Origin of the sequence: Polaromonas sp. OV174 (assembly GCF_900112285.1) — a bacterium.
Lineage (GTDB): Bacteria > Pseudomonadota > Gammaproteobacteria > Burkholderiales > Burkholderiaceae_C > Polaromonas.
The window spans coordinates 40,405-58,452 of the sequence record NZ_FOKZ01000015.1 but is presented as its reverse complement, the minus strand read 5'-3'; the positions used below and the strand labels follow the sequence as shown (position 1 = coordinate 58,452).

The 18,048-nt window shown below is 62.1% G+C and carries 17 protein-coding genes; 3 read left to right on the top strand and 14 right to left on the bottom strand.

All coding sequences use genetic code 11. The annotated features are described in order from the left end of the window. Positions 1 to 4: 4 nt before the first annotated feature. Positions 5 to 1,363, top strand: coding sequence for a molybdopterin molybdotransferase MoeA (gene glp / locus BM160_RS14235; RefSeq protein ID WP_092006722.1), 1,359 nt, complete (start codon positions 5 to 7; stop codon positions 1,361 to 1,363). A 20-nt stretch (positions 1,364 to 1,383) separates the two neighbouring features. On the opposite strand, the gene BM160_RS14230 is transcribed toward glp, so the two are convergent. From BM160_RS14230 to BM160_RS14205, 6 genes are all read right to left on the bottom strand, one after another. After that, positions 1,384 to 2,487: a WD40/YVTN/BNR-like repeat-containing protein gene (locus BM160_RS14230; protein WP_092006853.1), complete on the bottom strand. Its 1,104-nt coding sequence runs from the start codon at positions 2,485 to 2,487 to the stop codon at positions 1,384 to 1,386. A gap of 14 nt (positions 2,488 to 2,501) precedes the next feature. After that, on the bottom strand, positions 2,502 to 2,771 hold the full coding sequence (locus BM160_RS14225) for a MoaD/ThiS family protein (RefSeq protein ID WP_092006719.1): 270 nt from the start codon (positions 2,769 to 2,771) through the stop codon (positions 2,502 to 2,504). Positions 2,772 to 2,802: 31 nt separating this feature from the next. Continuing rightward, positions 2,803 to 5,967: an efflux RND transporter permease subunit gene (locus BM160_RS14220; RefSeq protein WP_092006716.1), complete on the bottom strand. Its 3,165-nt coding sequence runs from the start codon at positions 5,965 to 5,967 to the stop codon at positions 2,803 to 2,805. 45 nt (positions 5,968 to 6,012) lie between these two features. Then, positions 6,013 to 7,311, bottom strand: coding sequence for an efflux RND transporter periplasmic adaptor subunit (locus BM160_RS14215; protein WP_092006713.1), 1,299 nt, complete (start codon positions 7,309 to 7,311; stop codon positions 6,013 to 6,015). A gap of 171 nt (positions 7,312 to 7,482) precedes the next feature. Continuing rightward, positions 7,483 to 7,959, bottom strand: a complete 477-nt coding sequence (gene rnhA / locus BM160_RS14210; RefSeq protein WP_092006710.1) for a ribonuclease HI — start codon at positions 7,957 to 7,959, stop codon at positions 7,483 to 7,485. Positions 7,960 to 8,011: 52 nt separating this feature from the next. Then, positions 8,012 to 8,848 carry a class I SAM-dependent methyltransferase gene (locus BM160_RS14205; RefSeq protein WP_177219031.1) on the bottom strand — a complete coding sequence of 279 codons (837 nt, stop codon included), beginning with the start codon at positions 8,846 to 8,848 and terminating at the stop codon, positions 8,012 to 8,014. Between the two features lie 12 nt (positions 8,849 to 8,860). Between BM160_RS14205 and gloB the strand changes: the two genes are divergently transcribed. Together gloB and BM160_RS14195 are read left to right on the top strand one after the other, a co-directional pair. Next, complete coding sequence (gene gloB / locus BM160_RS14200; RefSeq protein ID WP_092006707.1) at positions 8,861 to 9,631, top strand: hydroxyacylglutathione hydrolase; 771 nt, start codon at positions 8,861 to 8,863, stop codon at positions 9,629 to 9,631. Continuing rightward, positions 9,628 to 11,226 carry a transglycosylase SLT domain-containing protein gene (locus BM160_RS14195; RefSeq protein ID WP_369821791.1) on the top strand — a complete coding sequence of 533 codons (1,599 nt, stop codon included), beginning with the start codon at positions 9,628 to 9,630 and terminating at the stop codon, positions 11,224 to 11,226. The genes gloB and BM160_RS14195 overlap by 4 nt, the downstream gene beginning before the upstream one ends. A gap of 24 nt (positions 11,227 to 11,250) precedes the next feature. Here the strand turns inward: BM160_RS14195 and BM160_RS14190 are convergent, their stop codons facing one another. From BM160_RS14190 to dnaX, 8 genes are all read right to left on the bottom strand, one after another. Continuing rightward, the gene (locus BM160_RS14190) at positions 11,251 to 11,403 is read right to left on the bottom strand and encodes a DUF3096 domain-containing protein (RefSeq protein ID WP_092006704.1); all 153 of its coding nucleotides are present in this window, start codon (positions 11,401 to 11,403) and stop codon (positions 11,251 to 11,253) included. A 160-nt stretch (positions 11,404 to 11,563) separates the two neighbouring features. Beyond that, the gene (locus BM160_RS14185; protein ID WP_092006700.1) at positions 11,564 to 12,403 is read right to left on the bottom strand and encodes an ABC transporter permease; all 840 of its coding nucleotides are present in this window, start codon (positions 12,401 to 12,403) and stop codon (positions 11,564 to 11,566) included. A gap of 1 nt (position 12,404) precedes the next feature. After that, a complete protein-coding gene (locus tag BM160_RS14180) occupies positions 12,405 to 13,244 on the bottom strand; it encodes an ABC transporter ATP-binding protein (RefSeq protein WP_092006697.1) in 840 nt (279 codons plus the stop codon). A gap of 48 nt (positions 13,245 to 13,292) precedes the next feature. After that, positions 13,293 to 14,342, bottom strand: a complete 1,050-nt coding sequence (locus BM160_RS14175) for an ABC transporter substrate-binding protein (protein ID WP_092006694.1) — start codon at positions 14,340 to 14,342, stop codon at positions 13,293 to 13,295. Positions 14,343 to 14,482: 140 nt separating this feature from the next. After that, positions 14,483 to 14,896, bottom strand: a complete 414-nt coding sequence (locus tag BM160_RS14170) for an MAPEG family protein (RefSeq protein WP_092006691.1) — start codon at positions 14,894 to 14,896, stop codon at positions 14,483 to 14,485. Between the two features lie 51 nt (positions 14,897 to 14,947). Beyond that, positions 14,948 to 15,574 (bottom strand): recombination mediator RecR, encoded by a 627-nt coding sequence (gene recR / locus BM160_RS14165; protein WP_092006688.1) that lies wholly within the window; start codon positions 15,572 to 15,574, stop codon positions 14,948 to 14,950. 130 nt (positions 15,575 to 15,704) lie between these two features. Continuing rightward, positions 15,705 to 16,037, bottom strand: a complete 333-nt coding sequence (locus tag BM160_RS14160) for a YbaB/EbfC family nucleoid-associated protein (protein ID WP_092006685.1) — start codon at positions 16,035 to 16,037, stop codon at positions 15,705 to 15,707. Positions 16,038 to 16,111: 74 nt separating this feature from the next. Then, complete coding sequence (gene dnaX, locus BM160_RS14155) at positions 16,112 to 17,983, bottom strand: DNA polymerase III subunit gamma/tau (protein WP_092006682.1); 1,872 nt, start codon at positions 17,981 to 17,983, stop codon at positions 16,112 to 16,114. Between the last annotated feature and the right edge of the window lie 65 nt (positions 17,984 to 18,048).

The window sequence follows — 18,048 nt, the reverse complement described above, 5'->3', positions numbered from 1 at the left end:
ACCCATGCCCGCCGTAAAAACACTCCAGCAAATCGCCGCCGAACTGCAAGGCTACGACCCGCAGGCCATGTCGGCCGCGCAAGTGCAGGATTTCCTGTCCAGGCTGGTGAGCCCGGTGCAAGATGCCGTCGAGCTGCCCCTGTTCGAAGCCTTTGGCCGGGTGCTGGCCGCAGACGTCATTTCGCCCTTCGATGTGCCGCCACACGACAACTCGGCCATGGACGGCTATGCCTTTGACGGCGGCCAATTGAGCGCCGACAACCCGCTGGACTTGGTGGTGCTGGCTGGAACCGCGCTGGCCGGCAAGGCCTGGCAAGGCAGCAACAGCCTAGTCAAGCCCGGCCAGTGCGTCAAGATCATGACGGGCGCCATCATGCCGCAGGGATTGGACACGGTGGTGCCGCAGGAGTTTGTCACTGTGATCGAAGACGGTCGCATCTGCATTCCCGCCGGCCTGCTCAATCCCGGCGACAACCGTCGCCTGCGTGGCGAGGACCTCATGCAAGACCGGCCGGCACTACAAAAAGGTGAGCTGCTTACGCCCGCTCGTCTTGGGCTAGCAGCCTCTTTGGGCCTTAAAACCTTGACATGCTGGCGGCCGCTGCGGGTGGCCTATTTCTCCACCGGCGACGAAATTTTGTCGCTGGGCGAAGCGCCGCGCGAGGGCGCAGTCTATGACAGCAACCGCTACACCGTCTTCGGTCTGCTCAGCAGCTTGGGCTGCCAGATCATTGACATGGGTGTGGTGGCGGACGACCCGGCGCTGCTGGAAGCGGCATTTACCGAGGCCGCCATGCGGGCCGACGCGGTCATCACCTCGGGCGGCGTCAGCGTAGGCGAGGCCGACTACACCAAGGCCATGATGAAAAAACTGGGCGATGTGGCCTTCTGGCGCATTGCCATGCGACCCGGCCGCCCCATGGCCGTGGGCCGGATTTCTCAAGAAAAATCGGGCTCCAGCCCAATAACAGCGAGCGCAAGAAGCTACCAAACTCATAGCAACCCGAACGGTGCCATCCTGTTCGGTTTACCCGGGAATCCGGTGGCGGTGATGGTGACTTTTCTGGCCTTTGTGCGCCCGGCCCTGCTGCAAATGATGGGCGCCAGCGCAGCGCCGGCGCCGCTGCTCAAGGCCCGCAGCACCGAGGCCATACGCAAGAAGCCGGGCCGCACCGAATACCAGCGCGGCTGGGTGTCCAACGGCCCCGATGGCGGTTTGCAAGTCAAGACCACCGGCAGCCAGGGCTCTGGCGTGCTGCGCTCCATGGCCGAAGCCAATGGCCTGATGGTGTTGCACCACAGCCAGGGCAATGTGGCGGTGGGCGATGAGGTCGATGTGCTGATGTTTGAGGGCGCCAGCTGAACCTTTGCCGTCAAATGACCTCAGGCCAAGCGCAGCACCGCAATCGGCGGCAGGTCATTCGAGACGCAAAGCCATGCCTGCCCGCCGTCCTCGCTAAGCCACAAGCCGCCTGTGGTCGAACCCATGGCCAGGGTTTGACCATCGGCGCTCACCGCCAGCGCGTGGCGGTAGACCAGATGGTAGGCATCTTGCTGCGGCAAGCCTGTCGTATGGCTGACAAACGTGGCGCCGCCATCCAGGCTTTGATTCACCACCATGCGGCCATCAACCGGTATGCGCCTGGCGTCCGAATGCGCCGGCACCACCCAGGCGCGCAGCGGGTCGCTCGGGTGCGCGGCGACACAAAAACCAAAGCCGCTGGGTGCCGGCGCGGCCAGCGCCTCCCAGTGCAAGCCACCGTCGCTGGAGCGGTACAAACCGCAGTGGTGCTGCAACCACAGCACGTCGGGCGCGCCTAGGCACTGATCAAGGCGGTGCGGGTCCTGCACGTTGGGGTCGTCGTGCCTTTCCGGCGGCATGTAATCGGCCTTGAGACCGGCCGAAGTATTGACCCAGCTCTGGCCCGCATCGCGGCTCTGCCAGACGCCGCCGCAGGAAATACCGACGGTGAGGTGGCTGGCATCGCGTGGATCAATCAATATGCTGTGAATACCCGCATGGTCATAGCCACCGCCCTGCCATTCCTTGCGTTCTGGACGATCCCACAGACTCTCGGCCAGTTGCCAGCTCACGCCGCCGTCATTCGAGCTGAACAGCCCGGCGGGCAGGCAACCCGCCCACAGGGTGCTGGCGGAGGGCGAGGAAGCAGCCGACCCAGACTCCAGGCTCCAGATCAGGTCAACACTCCAGGGCGTGGCATCGTCCTTCCAGGGCCCCTGCGTGGGCTTGGGCGGAAAAGCCGGCGCGGCAATCTCCTGCCAGCTGGCGCCCTCGTCCCAGCTTTTTTGCAGCTTGGCGCCAAAATGCCCCAGGCGCAGCGCCGCGTAGCAAGCGCCCTCGCGCGGGTCGAGCAGGATCTGCGTCACCGGGTCGCCGGCAAAATGCGGCTCACCCAGGCGCCAGCGGCCCGCACCGCCCTGCACCACAAACAGCCCTTTGCGTGTACCCACCCACAGCTTTTGCATATCAGCCTCCTGCATCAACCCCCAGTCAACGCCTGAATCACCATGACTTTGTCTTCGCTTTGCAACGCAATGTCAAGATCGGTGCGGCTGGCAATCATCTGGGCATTGATAAACACCGCCACATGTTTGCGTACCGCCCCCTGGTCATCCAGCACATAGCTGCGCAACTCGGGCACGGCGACAAATGCCGCGTCCAGCGCCGCGCGCAGGCTGGTGGCCGCCACCTCTTGGGGCGGGCAGACCAGGTGACGGGTCAGAGATCTGGCAAATTCAACCCTGGGCATGGCGCAATACCCCTGCCGGGTTCGGTACCGGCTATTTCGTGACGTACTCCGGGTACTCAGTGTGAGCCTCCGGCTGCTCCTTGGCAACCGCCTGGTTGGCGCCCGGCACAGCCTTGCGGGCAAACAGGGAATACATGGTGGGCACAACAAACACCGTGAGCAAGGTGCCCAGCGACATGCCGCCCACAATGACCCAGCCGATCTGCTGGCGGCTTTCGGCACCGGCGCCATGCGCCATGGCCAGTGGCAAGGCGCCCAGCACCATGGCCCCGGTGGTCATCAGGATGGGGCGCAAACGCTGGGAAGAAGCCTTCACCAACGCATCAATCATCTCCATGCCCTGCCCGCGCAACTGATTGGTGAACTCCACAATCAAAATGCCGTGCTTGGTGATCAGGCCTACCAGCGTGATCAGGCCAATCTGTGAATACACATTGAGCGAACCACCGCTCCACTTCAGCGCCAGCAGCGCGCCAATCATGGACAGCGGCACCGACAGCATGATCACCAGCGGATCGATAAAACTCTCGAACTGCGCCGACAGCACCAGGAAAATAAACACCAGTGCCAGCACGAACACAATGGCCAGCGCGCCCTGCGAATTCTTGAACTCGCGCGAGGTGCCATTCAGGTCGGTGCTGTAGCCGGTCTTGAGTACCTTGGCGGCGGTCTGGTCCATGAACTTGAGGGCCTCGCCGAGGGAGTAGTCTGCAGCCAGGCTGGCCGTGATGGACACCGAGCGGCGCTGGCCGAAGTGGTTCAGCTCGCGCGGCGACACGCTTTCGCGCACCTTGACCAGTGCCGACAGCGGGATCATGGCATCGTTGCGGCCGCGCACATAGATGCGGTCAATGTCCTCGGGCGTGCTGCGGCCGCTGGCCTCGGTCTGCACCACCACGTCGTACTGCTCGGCGTCGCGCTTGTAACGGGTGACGTTGCGGCCGCCCAGCAGGGTTTCTATCGCCTTGGCCACCACCTCGACGCTGACCCCCAGATCGGCCGCCTTGTCGCGCTCGACCTCGATGCGCAGCTCGGGCTTGTTCAGTCGCAAATCCACATCGGGCGACACAATGCCGGGGTTTTTGGCAATTTCGTCCAGCATCTGGCGCACCACGATGTTCAGATTCTGGTAGCTGTCCGAGGTCTGGATCACAAAATTGAGCGGCCGTTCGCGAAAGCCCTGGCCCAGCGAAGGCGGCGTGATCGGGAAAGCCGTGACGCCGGGCAGCGCATTGAACTTGGGTTGCAGCTCGCGCGCCATCTCCATGGTGGAACGCTTGCGTTCGTCCCAGTCAACCGTGCGGTAGACCACGCTGGCCTGCGCCACCGTGGGGTTGCCGACGTTGGCGAAAATGCGGTCGAACTCCTTGAAGGGCTGACCCATTTTTTCCAGCGCCTTGGCATAACGGTCGGTGTAGTCCAGGGTGGCGCCATCGGGCGCGTTGACGCTGGCCAGAATCACGCCGCGGTCTTCCATGGGCGAGAGTTCCTGCTTCATGGTCGGGAACACCAACGAAATCGCCAAGGCGCTGAGCAGCATGATGCCGAGCACGATCCAGCGTGCTTGCAACACAAAACCCTTGACCCGTTGGCCCAGCCCCCGCTCTTCAGCCGGCAACTGGTAGCGCGCCGTGATGACCCAGCGCAGCGCGGCGCCATAGCGGTCGGAGATGGCGGTCAACAAGCGCTCCATACCGCGGTCAAAACGATTCGGCTCTGGGTTGTGCTTGAGCAGTTGCGTGCAAAGCATGGGCGTGAGCGTCAGCGCCACAAAGCCCGACACCACCACGGCGCCGGCCAGCGCCAGCGCAAACTCCACAAACAGCCGGCCGGTACGCCCCGGCGTGAAAGCCAGCGGCGCATACACCGCCACCAAGGTGGCGGTCATGGTGATGATGGCAAAGCCAATTTCGCGGGCGCCCTTGATACCGGCGGAAAAAGGATCCATGCCTTCTTCAATGTGACGAAAGATGTTTTCCAGCATCACGATGGCATCGTCCACCACCAGGCCGATGGCCAGCACCAGCGCCAGCAGGGTGAGCGTGTTGATGGTGAAGCCGGCCAGCGCCATCAGGGCAAAGGTGCCGATCAGGCTGACGGGAATCGTGACCAGGGGAATGATGGACGCCCGCATGGTGCGCAAGAATACAAAGATCACCAGCGCCACCAGCACCACGGCCTCGCCAATGGTCTGATAGACGTTTTTGACCGAACGGTCAATGAAGACCGAGTTGTCATTGGCAATGTCGATCAGCATGTCCGAAGGCAGATCAGCTCTGAGTTTTGGAAAGGCTTCCTGCACGCCCTTGGACAAATCCAGCGGATTGGCCGTTGCCTGGCGAATGATGCCGACCGCCACCGCAGAGCGGCCATTCAGGCGCACGGCCGTGCGGGAATCGGCAGCCCCCTCCTCGACCCGGGCCACATCGTGCACCTTGACGGAAAAGCCGTTGACGTTCTTGATCACGATCTCGCCGAACTGGGCCGGCTTGATCAGGTCGGTCTGCGAGGTCACGCTGAATTCGCGTTGCTGCGATTCAATGCGTCCGGCTGGCAACTCGAGGTTGCTGCGGCGAATCGCATCTTCAACATCCTGCGTGGTGAGTCGGTAGGCCGCCAGCTTGTCGGTATCCAGCCAGACCCGCATGGCGTATTTGCGCTCGCCATAAATCCGCACATCGGCCACGCCGGTGACGGTCTGCAGGCGCGGCTTGACGATGCGATTGACCAGGTCGTTGATTTGCAGCGGCGTCATCGACTCGCTGGAAAACGCCAGCTGGATGACGGGAAAGGCATCGGCCTCAACCTTGGCGATCACTGGCTCCTCAATCGCTTGCGGCAGGCGGTTGCGCACACGCGAGGTACGGTCGCGCACCTCGGCAGCTGCGGAGTCGGCGTCTTTTTCCAGCCGGAAGCGCACGCTGATCTGGGCCTGGTCGGCGCGGCTGATGGAGGTGATGACGTCCACGCCATCAATGCCGGCAATGGAATCTTCCAGCGGCTTGGTCACCTGGGACTCGATCACCTCGGCCGAAGCGCCGGCGTAGCGCACGCTCACGGTCACCACCGGCTCGTCAATCTTGGGGTATTCGCGGACGGTGAGCCGGTTAAAGCTCACCGCACCTACCAACACGATGAGCAGCGACAGTACGGTGGCAAACACCGGACGGCGTATGGAAACTTCAGCGAGTTGCATAGGGGGCTGTTACGTCAATCACTCAGATTTAGATGAAGCTCCGGCTCAGGCCGGATTGCGTGCGGCCACATTGGCGGGGCCACGCTCTGGGATAGCAGTGCTGCGAGCCGGGGCTGGCGCCTCTGACACCACCACACCGCAGGGGTTGGGGCCGGAGATGACGGCGGCGGCCGGCGCCGTCTGAGGCGATTCGACGGCAGCGGCCGGACTCGCCGCACGGGTGCTTGCCAGGTCCACCACCTTGACTGTGGTGCCGTCGCGCTGCACCCGCTGCTGGCCGCTTGTCACCACGGTGTCGCCCGGCTCCAGCCCTGCCAGGATTTCAACCTTGCCGGGGCTGCGCAAGCCGACCTTGACCTCCACACGTTGGGTCGTCCGGGTCCCTTCGCTCTGGCCCTCCAGCAGCTTGATCACAAACTGCTTGCCGCCCTGCGGAACAATGGCCTCTTCGGGAATCACGCGCGCGTTGTCACGCACGCCAAAAACAGTGTTGACGCGGGCAAACATGCCAGGGCGCAGCTGCAGCTGACGGTTGTCTATGCAGGCGCGAATGCCGACGGAACGCCCGTTGGCATCAATCAGGGGATCTATGGCCTGGATTTGCGCGGTGTAGCTACGGCCGGGCAGCGCATCAATGCCCAGCACGGCGGTCTGGCCGCGCTTGACCTTGGATTGATAACGCTCGGGGAGACGGAAATCCACATACATGGCTTCGATGTCTTCGATATTGACAATGTCGGAGCCGTCCTTTAGATAGTCGCCGACGTTGACCTGGCGAATACCGGCGATGCCGTCAAACGGCGCGATGATTTTCAGCCGCGCCGCTGTGGCCTTGGCCAGGGCAAGCTTGGCCTGGGCCACCTGCAAGTTGGCGGCACTTTCATCCAGCGAGCGCTGGCTGATGAAGTTTTGCGCCACCAGCTCCTGGTTGCGCTTCTGGTTGGCCTGGGCAATCGACAGTTCGGCCTGACTTTGCTGAACTTGCGCCAGCTGCAGCTGGTCGTCAAACTGCACCAGCAACTGGCCTTTGCGCACCCGCTGGCCGTCGGTGAAATTGAGCTGCGTGATGCGCCCGCTGACTTCCGGACGCAGCACCACGCCCCGACGCGAACGCAAGCTGCCGACCGCCTGGGTGTCATCGACAAGCCGGCTCAGCTCCACCTTGGCAACCTCTACCGAAGGCGACTTGCTGGCGCCGCCACCGTTGGCAGACGCTGGCGCGGCCGCCGTCGAAGCCCCCCTGGCGCCATCTTTGGTGTGGGGTTTCTGGTACCACCAGGCAGCGCCGGAAGCCGCTGCAATACCTGCAATGGCGACCACGGTATAAATTGCTTTTGATGCCATGTAAGAGCTAGAAAGAGTGACTTGTTATAAAACGAAACAAACTTCCAATGTAGCAGGACGCCATGACTGCCGCAGCATTTCAGCGCATGACAGTATGGGCTCCAGGCCAGCTTTACAGTGCCTTTACCAAACGACCTGGCCCGCCGGGCCGCAACGCCGCCGTCTGACGCTTCAGAGGCGACCCAAGGCCCGTTCCACGCCCTTGTTGGCCAGGGCATCGGCGCGCTCATTACCGGGGTCGCCGGCATGGCCCTTGACCCAGCGCCAATCGATCTTGTGACCGCTGGAGGCCACCAGCCCATCGAGCCGCTGCCACAAGTCGACGTTCTTGACCGGCGCCTTGGCTGCGGTGCGCCAGCCCCTGGCTTTCCAGCCGTGAATCCACTCGGTAATGCCTTTGCGCACATACTCGCTGTCCAGGTAGAGCGTGACGCTGCAAGGCCGTTTAAGCGCGGCCAGCGCCTCGATGACAGCCGTCATTTCCATGCGATTGTTGGTGGTACCCAGCTCGCCGCCAAACAGCTCTTTCTCTGTGCCGCCCATGCTCAGCAATGCGCCCCAGCCACCCGGTCCGGGATTGCCCTTGCAGGCGCCATCGGTGTAAATCACCACCTGTTGTTGTGTTGTGCCTGTTGATAAATCGGTCATGCGTTGTTTTGAATTTCAGGCCTATGCCTGGTGATGTTTAGATGTTTAAAAGTCAGGTTTGCGGCCCTGAGCGGTCGGCCGACTCTTTGTTTGCCACCGCGGATGGTGCGGCCGCCGGCACTTTACGCGTCTTCCAGCTGGGCTCCAGCAGACGCATGCCGCGCACCCGCTTGACCGCCGTCAAAAAATAAACGGCGCCAAAAATAGGCCACCAGCGCTCACCGGCCGCGTCCATCCAGTCGAAACGATTCAGCCATTTCTGACTGGTCAGTGCCGGCCTGTAACAGCCAAAGCGCCCCGACTCTACCTCAAAGTTGAGCAGCCTCAGCCAGTCACGAAGACGCCAGTAGCCTATGAACTCGCCGGTTCTGGGTAAAAACAGCTTGTCAGATCCCAAGCCCTGATAAAGGTGGCCGCGCCGCTGACGCAAACCCCACAGACTGGCCGGATTCAGCCCGCTGATGACCACACGCCCTTCGGGAACCAGCACCCGCTCGACCTCGCGCAAGGTAGCATGGGGATCGCTGCTAAGCTCCAGCGTGTGCGGCAACACCACCAGGTCAAGGCTGCTCTCGGGAAACGGCAGCGCGCCAGAATCGGTCACCAAGGCCACATGCGGGGAACTTGTGGCAAGCTTGGCGTTCTCATGCAGGGCCGTTTCTTGCGAAGAGGGGCCGGCCGACGCCCTGGGCAAGGACGTCATTGCCAGCCATTTGTGCGGCATGCGGTTGGACTGCAGGGCATCGAGTTCGGCCAGGCCGAGCTGCAAGGCGTGGTAGCCAAAGATGTCGCTCACAGCCTGGTCAAATTGCGCGCTTTCCCAGCGCAGCAGATAAGCCCCCGGTGGGGACTTCAGCCAGTCCGTCAAACCTATAATTTCCGAGTTCATCGAGACCACTGCATGTATTTGATTCCCGTTCCCGCTTTTGCCGACAACTACCTCTGGTTGCTGCACGACGGCAAGCGCGCCCTGGTCGTCGACCCGGGTGATGCCGAACCCATTGAGCGGGCACTGGAACAGCACGCGCTGCAATTAGAGTCGATTCTAGTCACGCACCATCACGCAGACCATACCGGCGGCGTTGATGCGCTGCGCGAAGCCACGGGCGCAAAAGTTTATGGCCCGGCAAAAGAGCTCATTCCCGGGCCGTTTACAGCGCTGCAGGGCGGAAATACGGTACACGCCCTGGGGCTGGATTTCCAGGTGCTGGACCTACCCGGCCATACGGCAGGCCATATTGCCTATTACGCCCAGGATGTTGACGGCAAGCCCTTGCTCTTTTGCGGCGACACCCTTTTCTCCGGGGGTTGCGGCCGGCTGTTTGAAGGCACGCCGGCGCAAATGCTGAACTCGCTCGACCAGCTTGCCGCCCTGCCCGGCCATACCGTGGTGTGCTGCACCCATGAATACACACTGAGCAACCTGCGTTTTGCCATGACCGTCGAACCTAGCAACGCCGATTTGGTGACCTATCAGGCACACTGCATGCGCTTACGCGAAGAAAACCAGCCAACCTTGCCCACTTCCATCGCCCAGGAACGGTTAATAAACCCTTTCCTGCGAACCCGACAAGCCACTATCATGGCCGCTGCCCACCGCTTTGATGCGACGGCCCAGGACGACAACACCGTATTTGCCGCCATCAGGCAGTGGAAGAACCAATACAAATGACACCTCACTACTGCATTGCTGCCCCCATCCAGTCTTTCCGCTCTTTCAACACCCGATTTGCAACGCTAGCCCTGCTGGTGGTGATGTCTGTGCTTGCCGGCTGCGCCACCCAGACCGGCATGCCAGGCGACCCGGTGCTCAAGACCGGCACCACCCCTCCCGGCACCACGCCCAATACCAAGCCCCTGACACCAAAGGGCCCACTGCAAGCCATCACACCGGGCCAGGTCAATTCGCACCAGATTGCTTCCACCGAGCCCCCCAAGGAGTTGTGGGATCGCATTCGCCGCGGCTTTGCCATCCCCGATCTGCAAAACGAACTGGTGACCGAGCGCGAGCAGTGGTACGCCAGCCGGCCTGACTACATGCAGCGCATGACCGAGCGCTCCAGCAAATACCTTTTCCACATTGTTGAAGAGCTTGAGCGCCGCCAGATGCCCACCGAACTGGCCTTGCTGCCCTTCATCGAAAGCGCCTTCAACCCGCAGGCTGTTTCCAGCGCCAAGGCCGCCGGCATGTGGCAGTTCATGCCGGCCACCGGCAAATACTTCGACCTGAAGCAAAACGTATTTCGTGATGATCGCCGCGACGTGCTGGCCTCCACCCGCGCCGCGCTTGACTATCTGCAAAAGCTTTACGGCATGTTTGGTGACTGGCATTTGGCCTTGGCTGCCTACAACTGGGGCGAAGGCAGCGTGGCTCGCGCCATCGCCAAAAACCAGAAGGCCGGCCTGGGCACCAGTTACAACGAACTCAACATGCCGGCGGAGACCCGGCTTTATGTGCCCAAGCTGCAGGCCGTGGAAAACATCATTGCCAATCCGCAGGCCTTCGGCGCCGAGCTGCCGCTGATTGAAAACCACCCTTATTTCCAGCAAGTGCAGATCTCGCGCGACATCGACGTGGCCCTGGCCGCGCGACTTGCCGACGTGAGGATAGAGGACTTCAAGGCTCTCAACCCCTCGGCCCACCGCCCCGTCATTCTTGCCGCGGGCACGCCGCAGATTCTGCTGCCCTGGGACAACGCCCTGGTGTTTCAGCGTAATTTCGACGCCTATAGCCAGGGCCAATACTCCAGCTGGACGGCCTGGACCGCCCCGAGCACCATGAACCCGGCGGAGGCGGCGCGGCACACTGGCATGAGCGAAGCCGACCTGCGCGGCGTCAACAACATCCCGCCACGCATGCTCATCAAGGCCGGTTCCACCCTGCTTGTACCGCGCTCGGCCCGAATGGAAAATGACGTGACCAGCCATGTGGCCGACAACGCCCAGGTGTCCCTGACGCCTGAGATCGTCACGCGCCGCACCACCGTCAAAGCCCGCAAGGGCGAGTCCGTGGCCTCCATTGCCAAACGTTACGGACTGGCCGCTGCCAGCGTGGCCGACTGGAATGACGTCCATGCCAATGCCGGCTTCAAGCCAGGTCATCAGGTGGTGGTATTTCTGCCCATCAAGGCCAGAGCCTCCTGGTCAGGCAGCAGTTCGGTCAAAGGCTCGACCAAAAGCCAGGTGGCGTCCTCGGGCCGCGGCGCAAAGGCCAAACCCGTCAAGCGCAGTGCCAGCCATGCGGTGGTGAAATCGAAGAAGCGCTGATACGCGCCCAGATTCAATCCTGAATTACAAGCGCAGCGACCCGGTTCCGAACAGGCCAATCAAACCGATGACGATCAGATAGATCGCCACGATGTAGTTGAGAAGGCGGGGAATGATCAGGATAAGGATGCCGGCGATCAGAGAGGCGATGGGGCCAATGCTGTGTGCGAGATTCATGGTATTTCCTTGAAGTGTTGAGAGTCATTCCATCGCAATTTCCACCCACTACAAAGGCATGCGTCCTCATCACTTTACGCCGTCGTACAGAACCCGGATGTAGAAGGACAGGGAAAATAGCGAAGACCGGCTGGCTGACTGGAAACACCTGCAACAAGGCCTAGAGCTTTTCAGTTTCACCGCTGCGTGGTTGCCACTTCATGAGCCGCTTTTCCAGCTTGCCCACAATACCATCGAGCAGCAAGGCGAAAACCGTTAACACCACGATGCCGGCAAAGACCGTGTTGACATCAAAAGTGCCTTCGGCCTGCAAGATGAGATAGCCGACGCCGCGCGCCGAGCCCAGGTATTCGCCCACCACTGCACCGACAAAGGCCAGGCCCACAGAGGTGTGCAAGCTGGAAAACACCCAGCTGGTCGCACTCGGCAGATAAACCGTGCGCAGCAATTGCCGCTGGTTGGCGCCCAACATGCGGGCATTGGCCAACACCACCGGACTGACCTCTTTCACACCCTGGTAGACATTGAAGAAGACGATAAAAAAGACCAGCGTCACGGCCAGCGCCACCTTGCTCCAGATGCCCAGACCGAACCACAACGCAAAAATGGGCGCCAGGATCACCCGGGGCATGGAATTGGCGGCCTTGATGTAAGGCTCCAGGATGGCGCTGGCGCTGGGCGCCAATGCCAGCCACAAGCCGCAAGCCAGCCCCAGCAACGTGCCTATGCCGAAGGCCAGCACGGTCTCCAGCAGAGTGACGCCCAGGTGCAGGTAAATGTCGGCATTGCCCGGCAAGCCATCAGGGAAAAGCCGGTTCTCGCCAAAGCTAAAGGGCATGAACCAGCTCCAGACCCGGCCCGCCACCTTGACCGGCTCGCCCAGGAAAAAGGCGATCTGCTGGTCACGCGAGGCCAACTGCCAGCCCAGCAAAACCACCACCAGCAAACCCAACTGCCAGGCGCGTAAATTACTTTCAGCCGGTTTGATATGACGCCACATGTCAGGCGGCCTTCTTCAGCTGCTGCGCATAGCCCTTGAGCACTTCCTCGCGCAGCACGTTCCAGATCTGCGTGTGCAAGGCCACGAAACGCGGCTGATGCCGGACTTCGGCAACATCGCGCGGACGCGGCAAGTCAACCACGAACTCGCCAATGGGGTGCGTGCCCGGGCCGGCCGACAGCACCACCACGCGGTCACTCATGGCAATGGCCTCGTCCAGATCGTGGGTGATAAAGAGCACGGCCTTCTTCTTGGCTGCCCACAAATCCAGCACCTCGTTTTCCATCAGTTGCCGCGTCTGGACGTCCAGCGCGCTGAAGGGCTCATCCATCAGGATGATGTCGGGGTCCAGTGCCAACACCTGCGCCAGCGCCGCGCGCTTGCGCATGCCACCCGAGAGCTGATGCGGATAACGGTCGCCGAACTCGCTCAAGCCCACGCGCTCCAGCCAGGCTTGCGCCTGCGCTCTGGCCTCTAGCTCGGCCACGCCGCGATACTGCAGGCCCAGCATGACGTTATCAATGGCGCTGCGCCAGGGCATGAGCGCATCACTCTGAAACATATAGCCGGCGCGCGTATTGATGCCATGCAGCCGCTGACCAAACACCCTCACTTCGCCCGAAGAGGGCGCCAGCAAGCCGGCACCGATATTGAGCAGCGTGGACTTGCCGCAGCCGGTCGGCCCGACCACGGAGACAAACTCGCCGGCGCGAATGCGCAGTGTGGTGCTGCTGACGGCGGTGTAGCGCTGGCTCGCATCATCCCGCGAGCGGAAAGTGCAGTTCAAATCAAGCAGTTCCAGGGCATAGTCCGCCTGGCTGGCGTTGGCAGTGTCTGGCATGTAAAAAGCTGGAGCGCTCTCCCCGTATGACGATGGCGGGCAGGACGGTTAAGCCTTGAAACGTTCCTTAGCCTGCCGCGCAAATTCGTTGGTATAGGTCTTGGCAAGGTCTATCTTGTCGGCCTTGATGCTGGGATCAAAGCTGGCCAGCGCCTTCAGAGCCGTGCGAGCGCCGTCATCGGGAATGATGCCGTCGAGCGAGATCGACTCGCGCACCTTGTTGAACGAAGCCAGATAAAGCCCGCGATCCCCCAGCAAATAGCTGTCCGGCACGGTCTTGATAATGTCGCCGGGCCCCGCCGTTTGCAGCCACTTCAACCCATGGACGATGGCATTGGCCAGCGCCTGGCAGGTGTTGGGGTGCTTCTGGATGAAGTCCATGGGGGCATACAGGCAGGCGGCCGGCATCGGACCGCCGAACACCTCCAGGGTCCCCTTGAGCGTGCGGGTGTCGCTGATGATCTTGACCTCATTTTTCTGCTCCAGCATGGTCATGACCGGATCGGTATTGCTCATGGCGTCGATCTGGCCCGAACGCAGCGCGGTGAGCGCACCGGCGGCCGTTCCCACCCCGATGAAGCTCACATCGCTGGCCTTCAGGCCGGCGCGCGACAACACCAGATTGGCCATCATGTTGGTGGAGGATCCGGGCGCCGAGACACCGATCCTCTTGCCCTTGAGGTCGGCAATCGTCCTGTAGTTGGGCATGGTCTTGGTAGACACGCCAAACGCGATTTGCGGTGCCCGGCCCTGCAGCACAAAAGCCTGAAACATCTGGTTCTTGGACTGCAGGTTGATGGTGTGCTCAAACGCCCCCGAGCAAACGTCAGCCGATCCGCCCACCACCGCCTGCAAGGCCCGCGCGCCACCGGCGAAGTCGCTGATCTCCACCTCCAGACCTTCGGCCTTGAAATAACCCAGTTGCTCGGAGATGGTCAGCGGCAGGTAGTAAAAAGCCGCCTTGCCACCCACGGCCATGGCTATTTTTGTTTTCTCCAGCCGCGATTGCGCGCGCAAGGCCGGCACCGCCAGCGTTGCGGCGGCAAGCACCGTACCACCGGTAAAGATGCGGCGGGAAATAAGGGCTTGGCGGTTCATGTTGAATCCTCTCTTGTGCATGACAAGAGCTTAGGAGCGGCAAAAAAAAACCGCATCGGGGTCATCCCCGTGCGGGTTTTTACCAGCGAAGGACTCGCTTACGAATGCTTACTAGCGCCTTTTGCACGCATCAGTAGCGATCAGCGATAGCCCGCAAAAAGTATCCCGATATTGACGAACAGGGCCAGCGCCCAGATCGCCGAGCGCACGGTGGCCAGATCGGCCACGTACATCATGATGTAGGCCATGCGCAGCACCACAAACAGCAAGGCCAAAATATCCAGCCAGGTCTGCCCCGCCTGCAGTTGGTGCGCAATGATCACGGCGGCAAAGAAAAACGGCAGCGCCTCAAAGGTGTTGGCCTGCGCCGCGTTGGCGCGGGCGCGCCAGTCGGTCTGGCGTGCCAGCCAGGCACGCGGATTATGGTTGTCGTAGCCGCCCTCGCGCCGGGGCGTGCTCATGGTGCCGTACTTGGCAATGCCGGCGCAGACGATGGGCAACAAAGCCGCCACCAGAACACACCAGTAAGCGATGGTGAAGCGTGCGAACGTCATGATGAAATCCCTCTCTTGCTTGTTTTTTTGCGCTGATAAAGGCGTTAACCCTCAGCGCCGATCGACCAGCGCATGGGCAATGGTGCCCAGATCAACGTATTCGAGTTCACTGCCCACGGGCACGCCGCGTGCCAGTCGCGTCACCTGCACGCCTCGGCTCTTCAGCCCCTGGGCAATCACATGCGCCGTGGCCTCGCCCTCGGCGGTGAAATTGGTCGCCAAAATGACTTCCCTCACCTCACGTTCAGCAGCCGGCAGCGGCTCGCCCTGCTCGTCCTTGGGCACCACGCGGTCAAACAATATTTGCAGGCCGATCTCGTTGGGGCCGATGCCGTCCAGCGGACTGAGCTTGCCCATGAGCACGAAGTACAGGCCGCGATAGGCCAGCGTGCGCTCCAGCGCCGCCTGGTCGGCCGGCGTCTCCACCACGCATAACTGGCTGCGGTCGCGCTGCGGATTGGCACAAGTGACGCAAATCTCCTGCTCGGTCAGGGTGTTGCACAGGGCGCAGTGCTTGACGCTGCTCACCGCATATTCCAGCGCCCGCGCAATTTGCAAAGCCCCGGGCTTATCGTTCTGCAAGAGATGAAAGGCCATGCGCGCGGCCGACTTGGCACCCACGCCAGGCAAGCGGCGCAAGGCCTGGGTCAAGCCCTCAAGAGCGTTGGAAGTGGCCATTTAGGGAGTGGGTAAAAAGACGGGGGAAGACGGGAAAAAGCGAGGGAAAGCGGGAATTCAATCGATGGGGAGCGAGCGGCGGGACAGCGCTGTGCGTGTGCGCCGCCTCGCCCCCCAGGCGCTGGGACAATCAGAAAGGAAACTTCATGCCGCCAGGCAGGCTGGGCATGCCCGCCGTCAACTTGCCCATTTTTTCCTGGCTGACTTCTTCGGCCTTGCGCACGGCGGCATTGAAAGCTGCGGCCACCAGGTCTTCCAGCATGTCCTTGTCGTCCGTCAGCAAGCTGGGGTCGATTTCAATGCGTTTGACGTCGTGCTTGCAGGTCATGGTGACCTTCACCAGTCCGGCGCCGGCTTCCGCCGTCACTTCCACAAAAGCCAGGTCGTCCTGGGCTTTTTTCAGGTTGTCCTGCATCGCCTGGGCCTGCTTCATGAGGCCTGCGAGTTGTCCTTTGTTAAACATGATTTTTTCCTTTAAATGGGGGGATCAAAAAAACTGTTGCCGATCATATCGGCTTGGCGGCTGGGGCCGGGCGCTCAAGCCGAAGTCGAAGCCGAGGGTGACGGCGAGGGTGAAACGCTCTTGATGCTGCCTGGGACGATTCTGGCACCCCAGTCGCGCATCATTTCCTGCACAAACGGGTCGTTCTGAATCAGCTCCTCGGCGGCGCGCTGACGCGCTGCGAGCGCGGCGGCATTGCGGCGCGCCGGGGTGTCCTTCACGGCGCCCAACTCCACGACCAGCTTCAGGGTCGAATTCGCCAGCGCCGTCTGCAAGGCCAGTTGCAACTTCTCGCGGGCGGCGTTCTGACTCAGGGCCTCCAGCTCCACGCGCAAGACCCAGACACCATCCTCCTGGCTCTGCAGCTCGGACTGCAGGGCCAACTCGCGCGTCAGGGCAGCCACCGCCTCGGCGGCCACCAGCTGGTTCACGGTCTGGCTCCAGACGTCGCCCAATGGGCTGGCGTCCGCTGGTGCCGCCGTCGCCGTCACCTGCGCGGGCTGCGGGCGCGGCACGGGGACTGCAGGCGGCACTTCTGCCACTTCTGCCGCCCCTACCGCCTCAGTCGCTTCTGAATTGATAGCTGCTTGCACCCGCTCCGCCTGGGCTACAGGCCTATTTGGCTCAAAAACTTGCGCCAAAACCGGCGCAGGCTCAGCCATGCGCACAGGCACGGGCTCCGCTACCGGCATCGCATACCGCACCGGGGCGCTGACCGGAGTCAGCTCAGGCTGTGGCTTTTTTAGGGGCTCGACGGCGCTCCCCGACGAAGCAGATGCCGCAACAGGCCGCGTAACGCCAGCAGGCTTGAAGGCCAGCAGGCGCAGCAACACCATGGTCAGCGCCGCGTATTCGTCGGGCGCCAGACCCAGCTCGCCGCGGCCATGCAGGCACAGGCTGTAGAGCAGCTGGGTTTCATCGGCAGGCATGGCCTGGGCCAGCCGCGCCGTTTCGGCAATCTCGGGGTCGGAGTCGTTGTCACCGGCGCCCATGTCGGGCACCGCCTGCAGCACCGCCATGCGCTGCAGTATGGTGGTCATTTCTTCCAGCGTGGAGGCGGCGCTCAGTCCGTTGAGGCGCAGCACTTCAGAGGTTTCCACCACGGCTCGGCCATCGCCGCTGGCCAGCGCATCGAGCAGGCGAAACACATAGCTGCGATCCACGCTGCCCAGCATGGTGCGCACGCTGGCTTCCTGCAACTGGCCCGAGCCAAAGGCAATCGCCTGGTCGGTCAGCGACAGCGCATCGCGCATGGAGCCACGCGCGGCACGCGCCAGCAGACGCAAGGCCTGAGGCTCAGCCGGCACGTTTTCGGCGCTCAAGACCTGAACCAGATGCTCCAGCACCGTCTCGGGCGCCATGGGCCGCAGATTGAACTGCAGGCAGCGCGACAGCACCGTGGCCGGCACTTTTTGCGGATCGGTCGTGGCCAGCACGAACTTGAGGTATTCGGGGGGTTCCTCCAGCGTCTTGAGCATGGCGTTGAAAGCCGTGTTCGTCAGCATGTGAACCTCATCGATCATGAAGACCTTGAAGCGACCCACCACCGGCTTGTAAACCGCCTGCTCCAGCAGTTGCGCGATTTCATCAACACCACGGTTGGATGCCGCGTCCAGCTCGGTGTAGTCGACAAAGCGGCCGCTGTCGATGTCGGTACAGGCCTGGCACACGCCGCAAGGCGTGGCGGTGATGCCGCCCAGCCCGTCAACCCCCAGGCAATTGAGCGACTTGGCCAGAATGCGCGAAATGGTGGTCTTGCCCACGCCCCGGGTGCCGGTGAATAGGTAGGCATGGTGCAGGCGCCCGGTGCCCAGCGCATTGCCCAGGGCTTGCACCACATGCGACTGCCCCACCATTTCAGAGAAATTTCGGGGGCGGTATTTGCGGGCAAGAACTAGATAGGACATCCGACCATTCTAAATTGGCCGGGAGCGACCTTTTCCCTGAAATTTATCACTGATGCGCCTGCCTG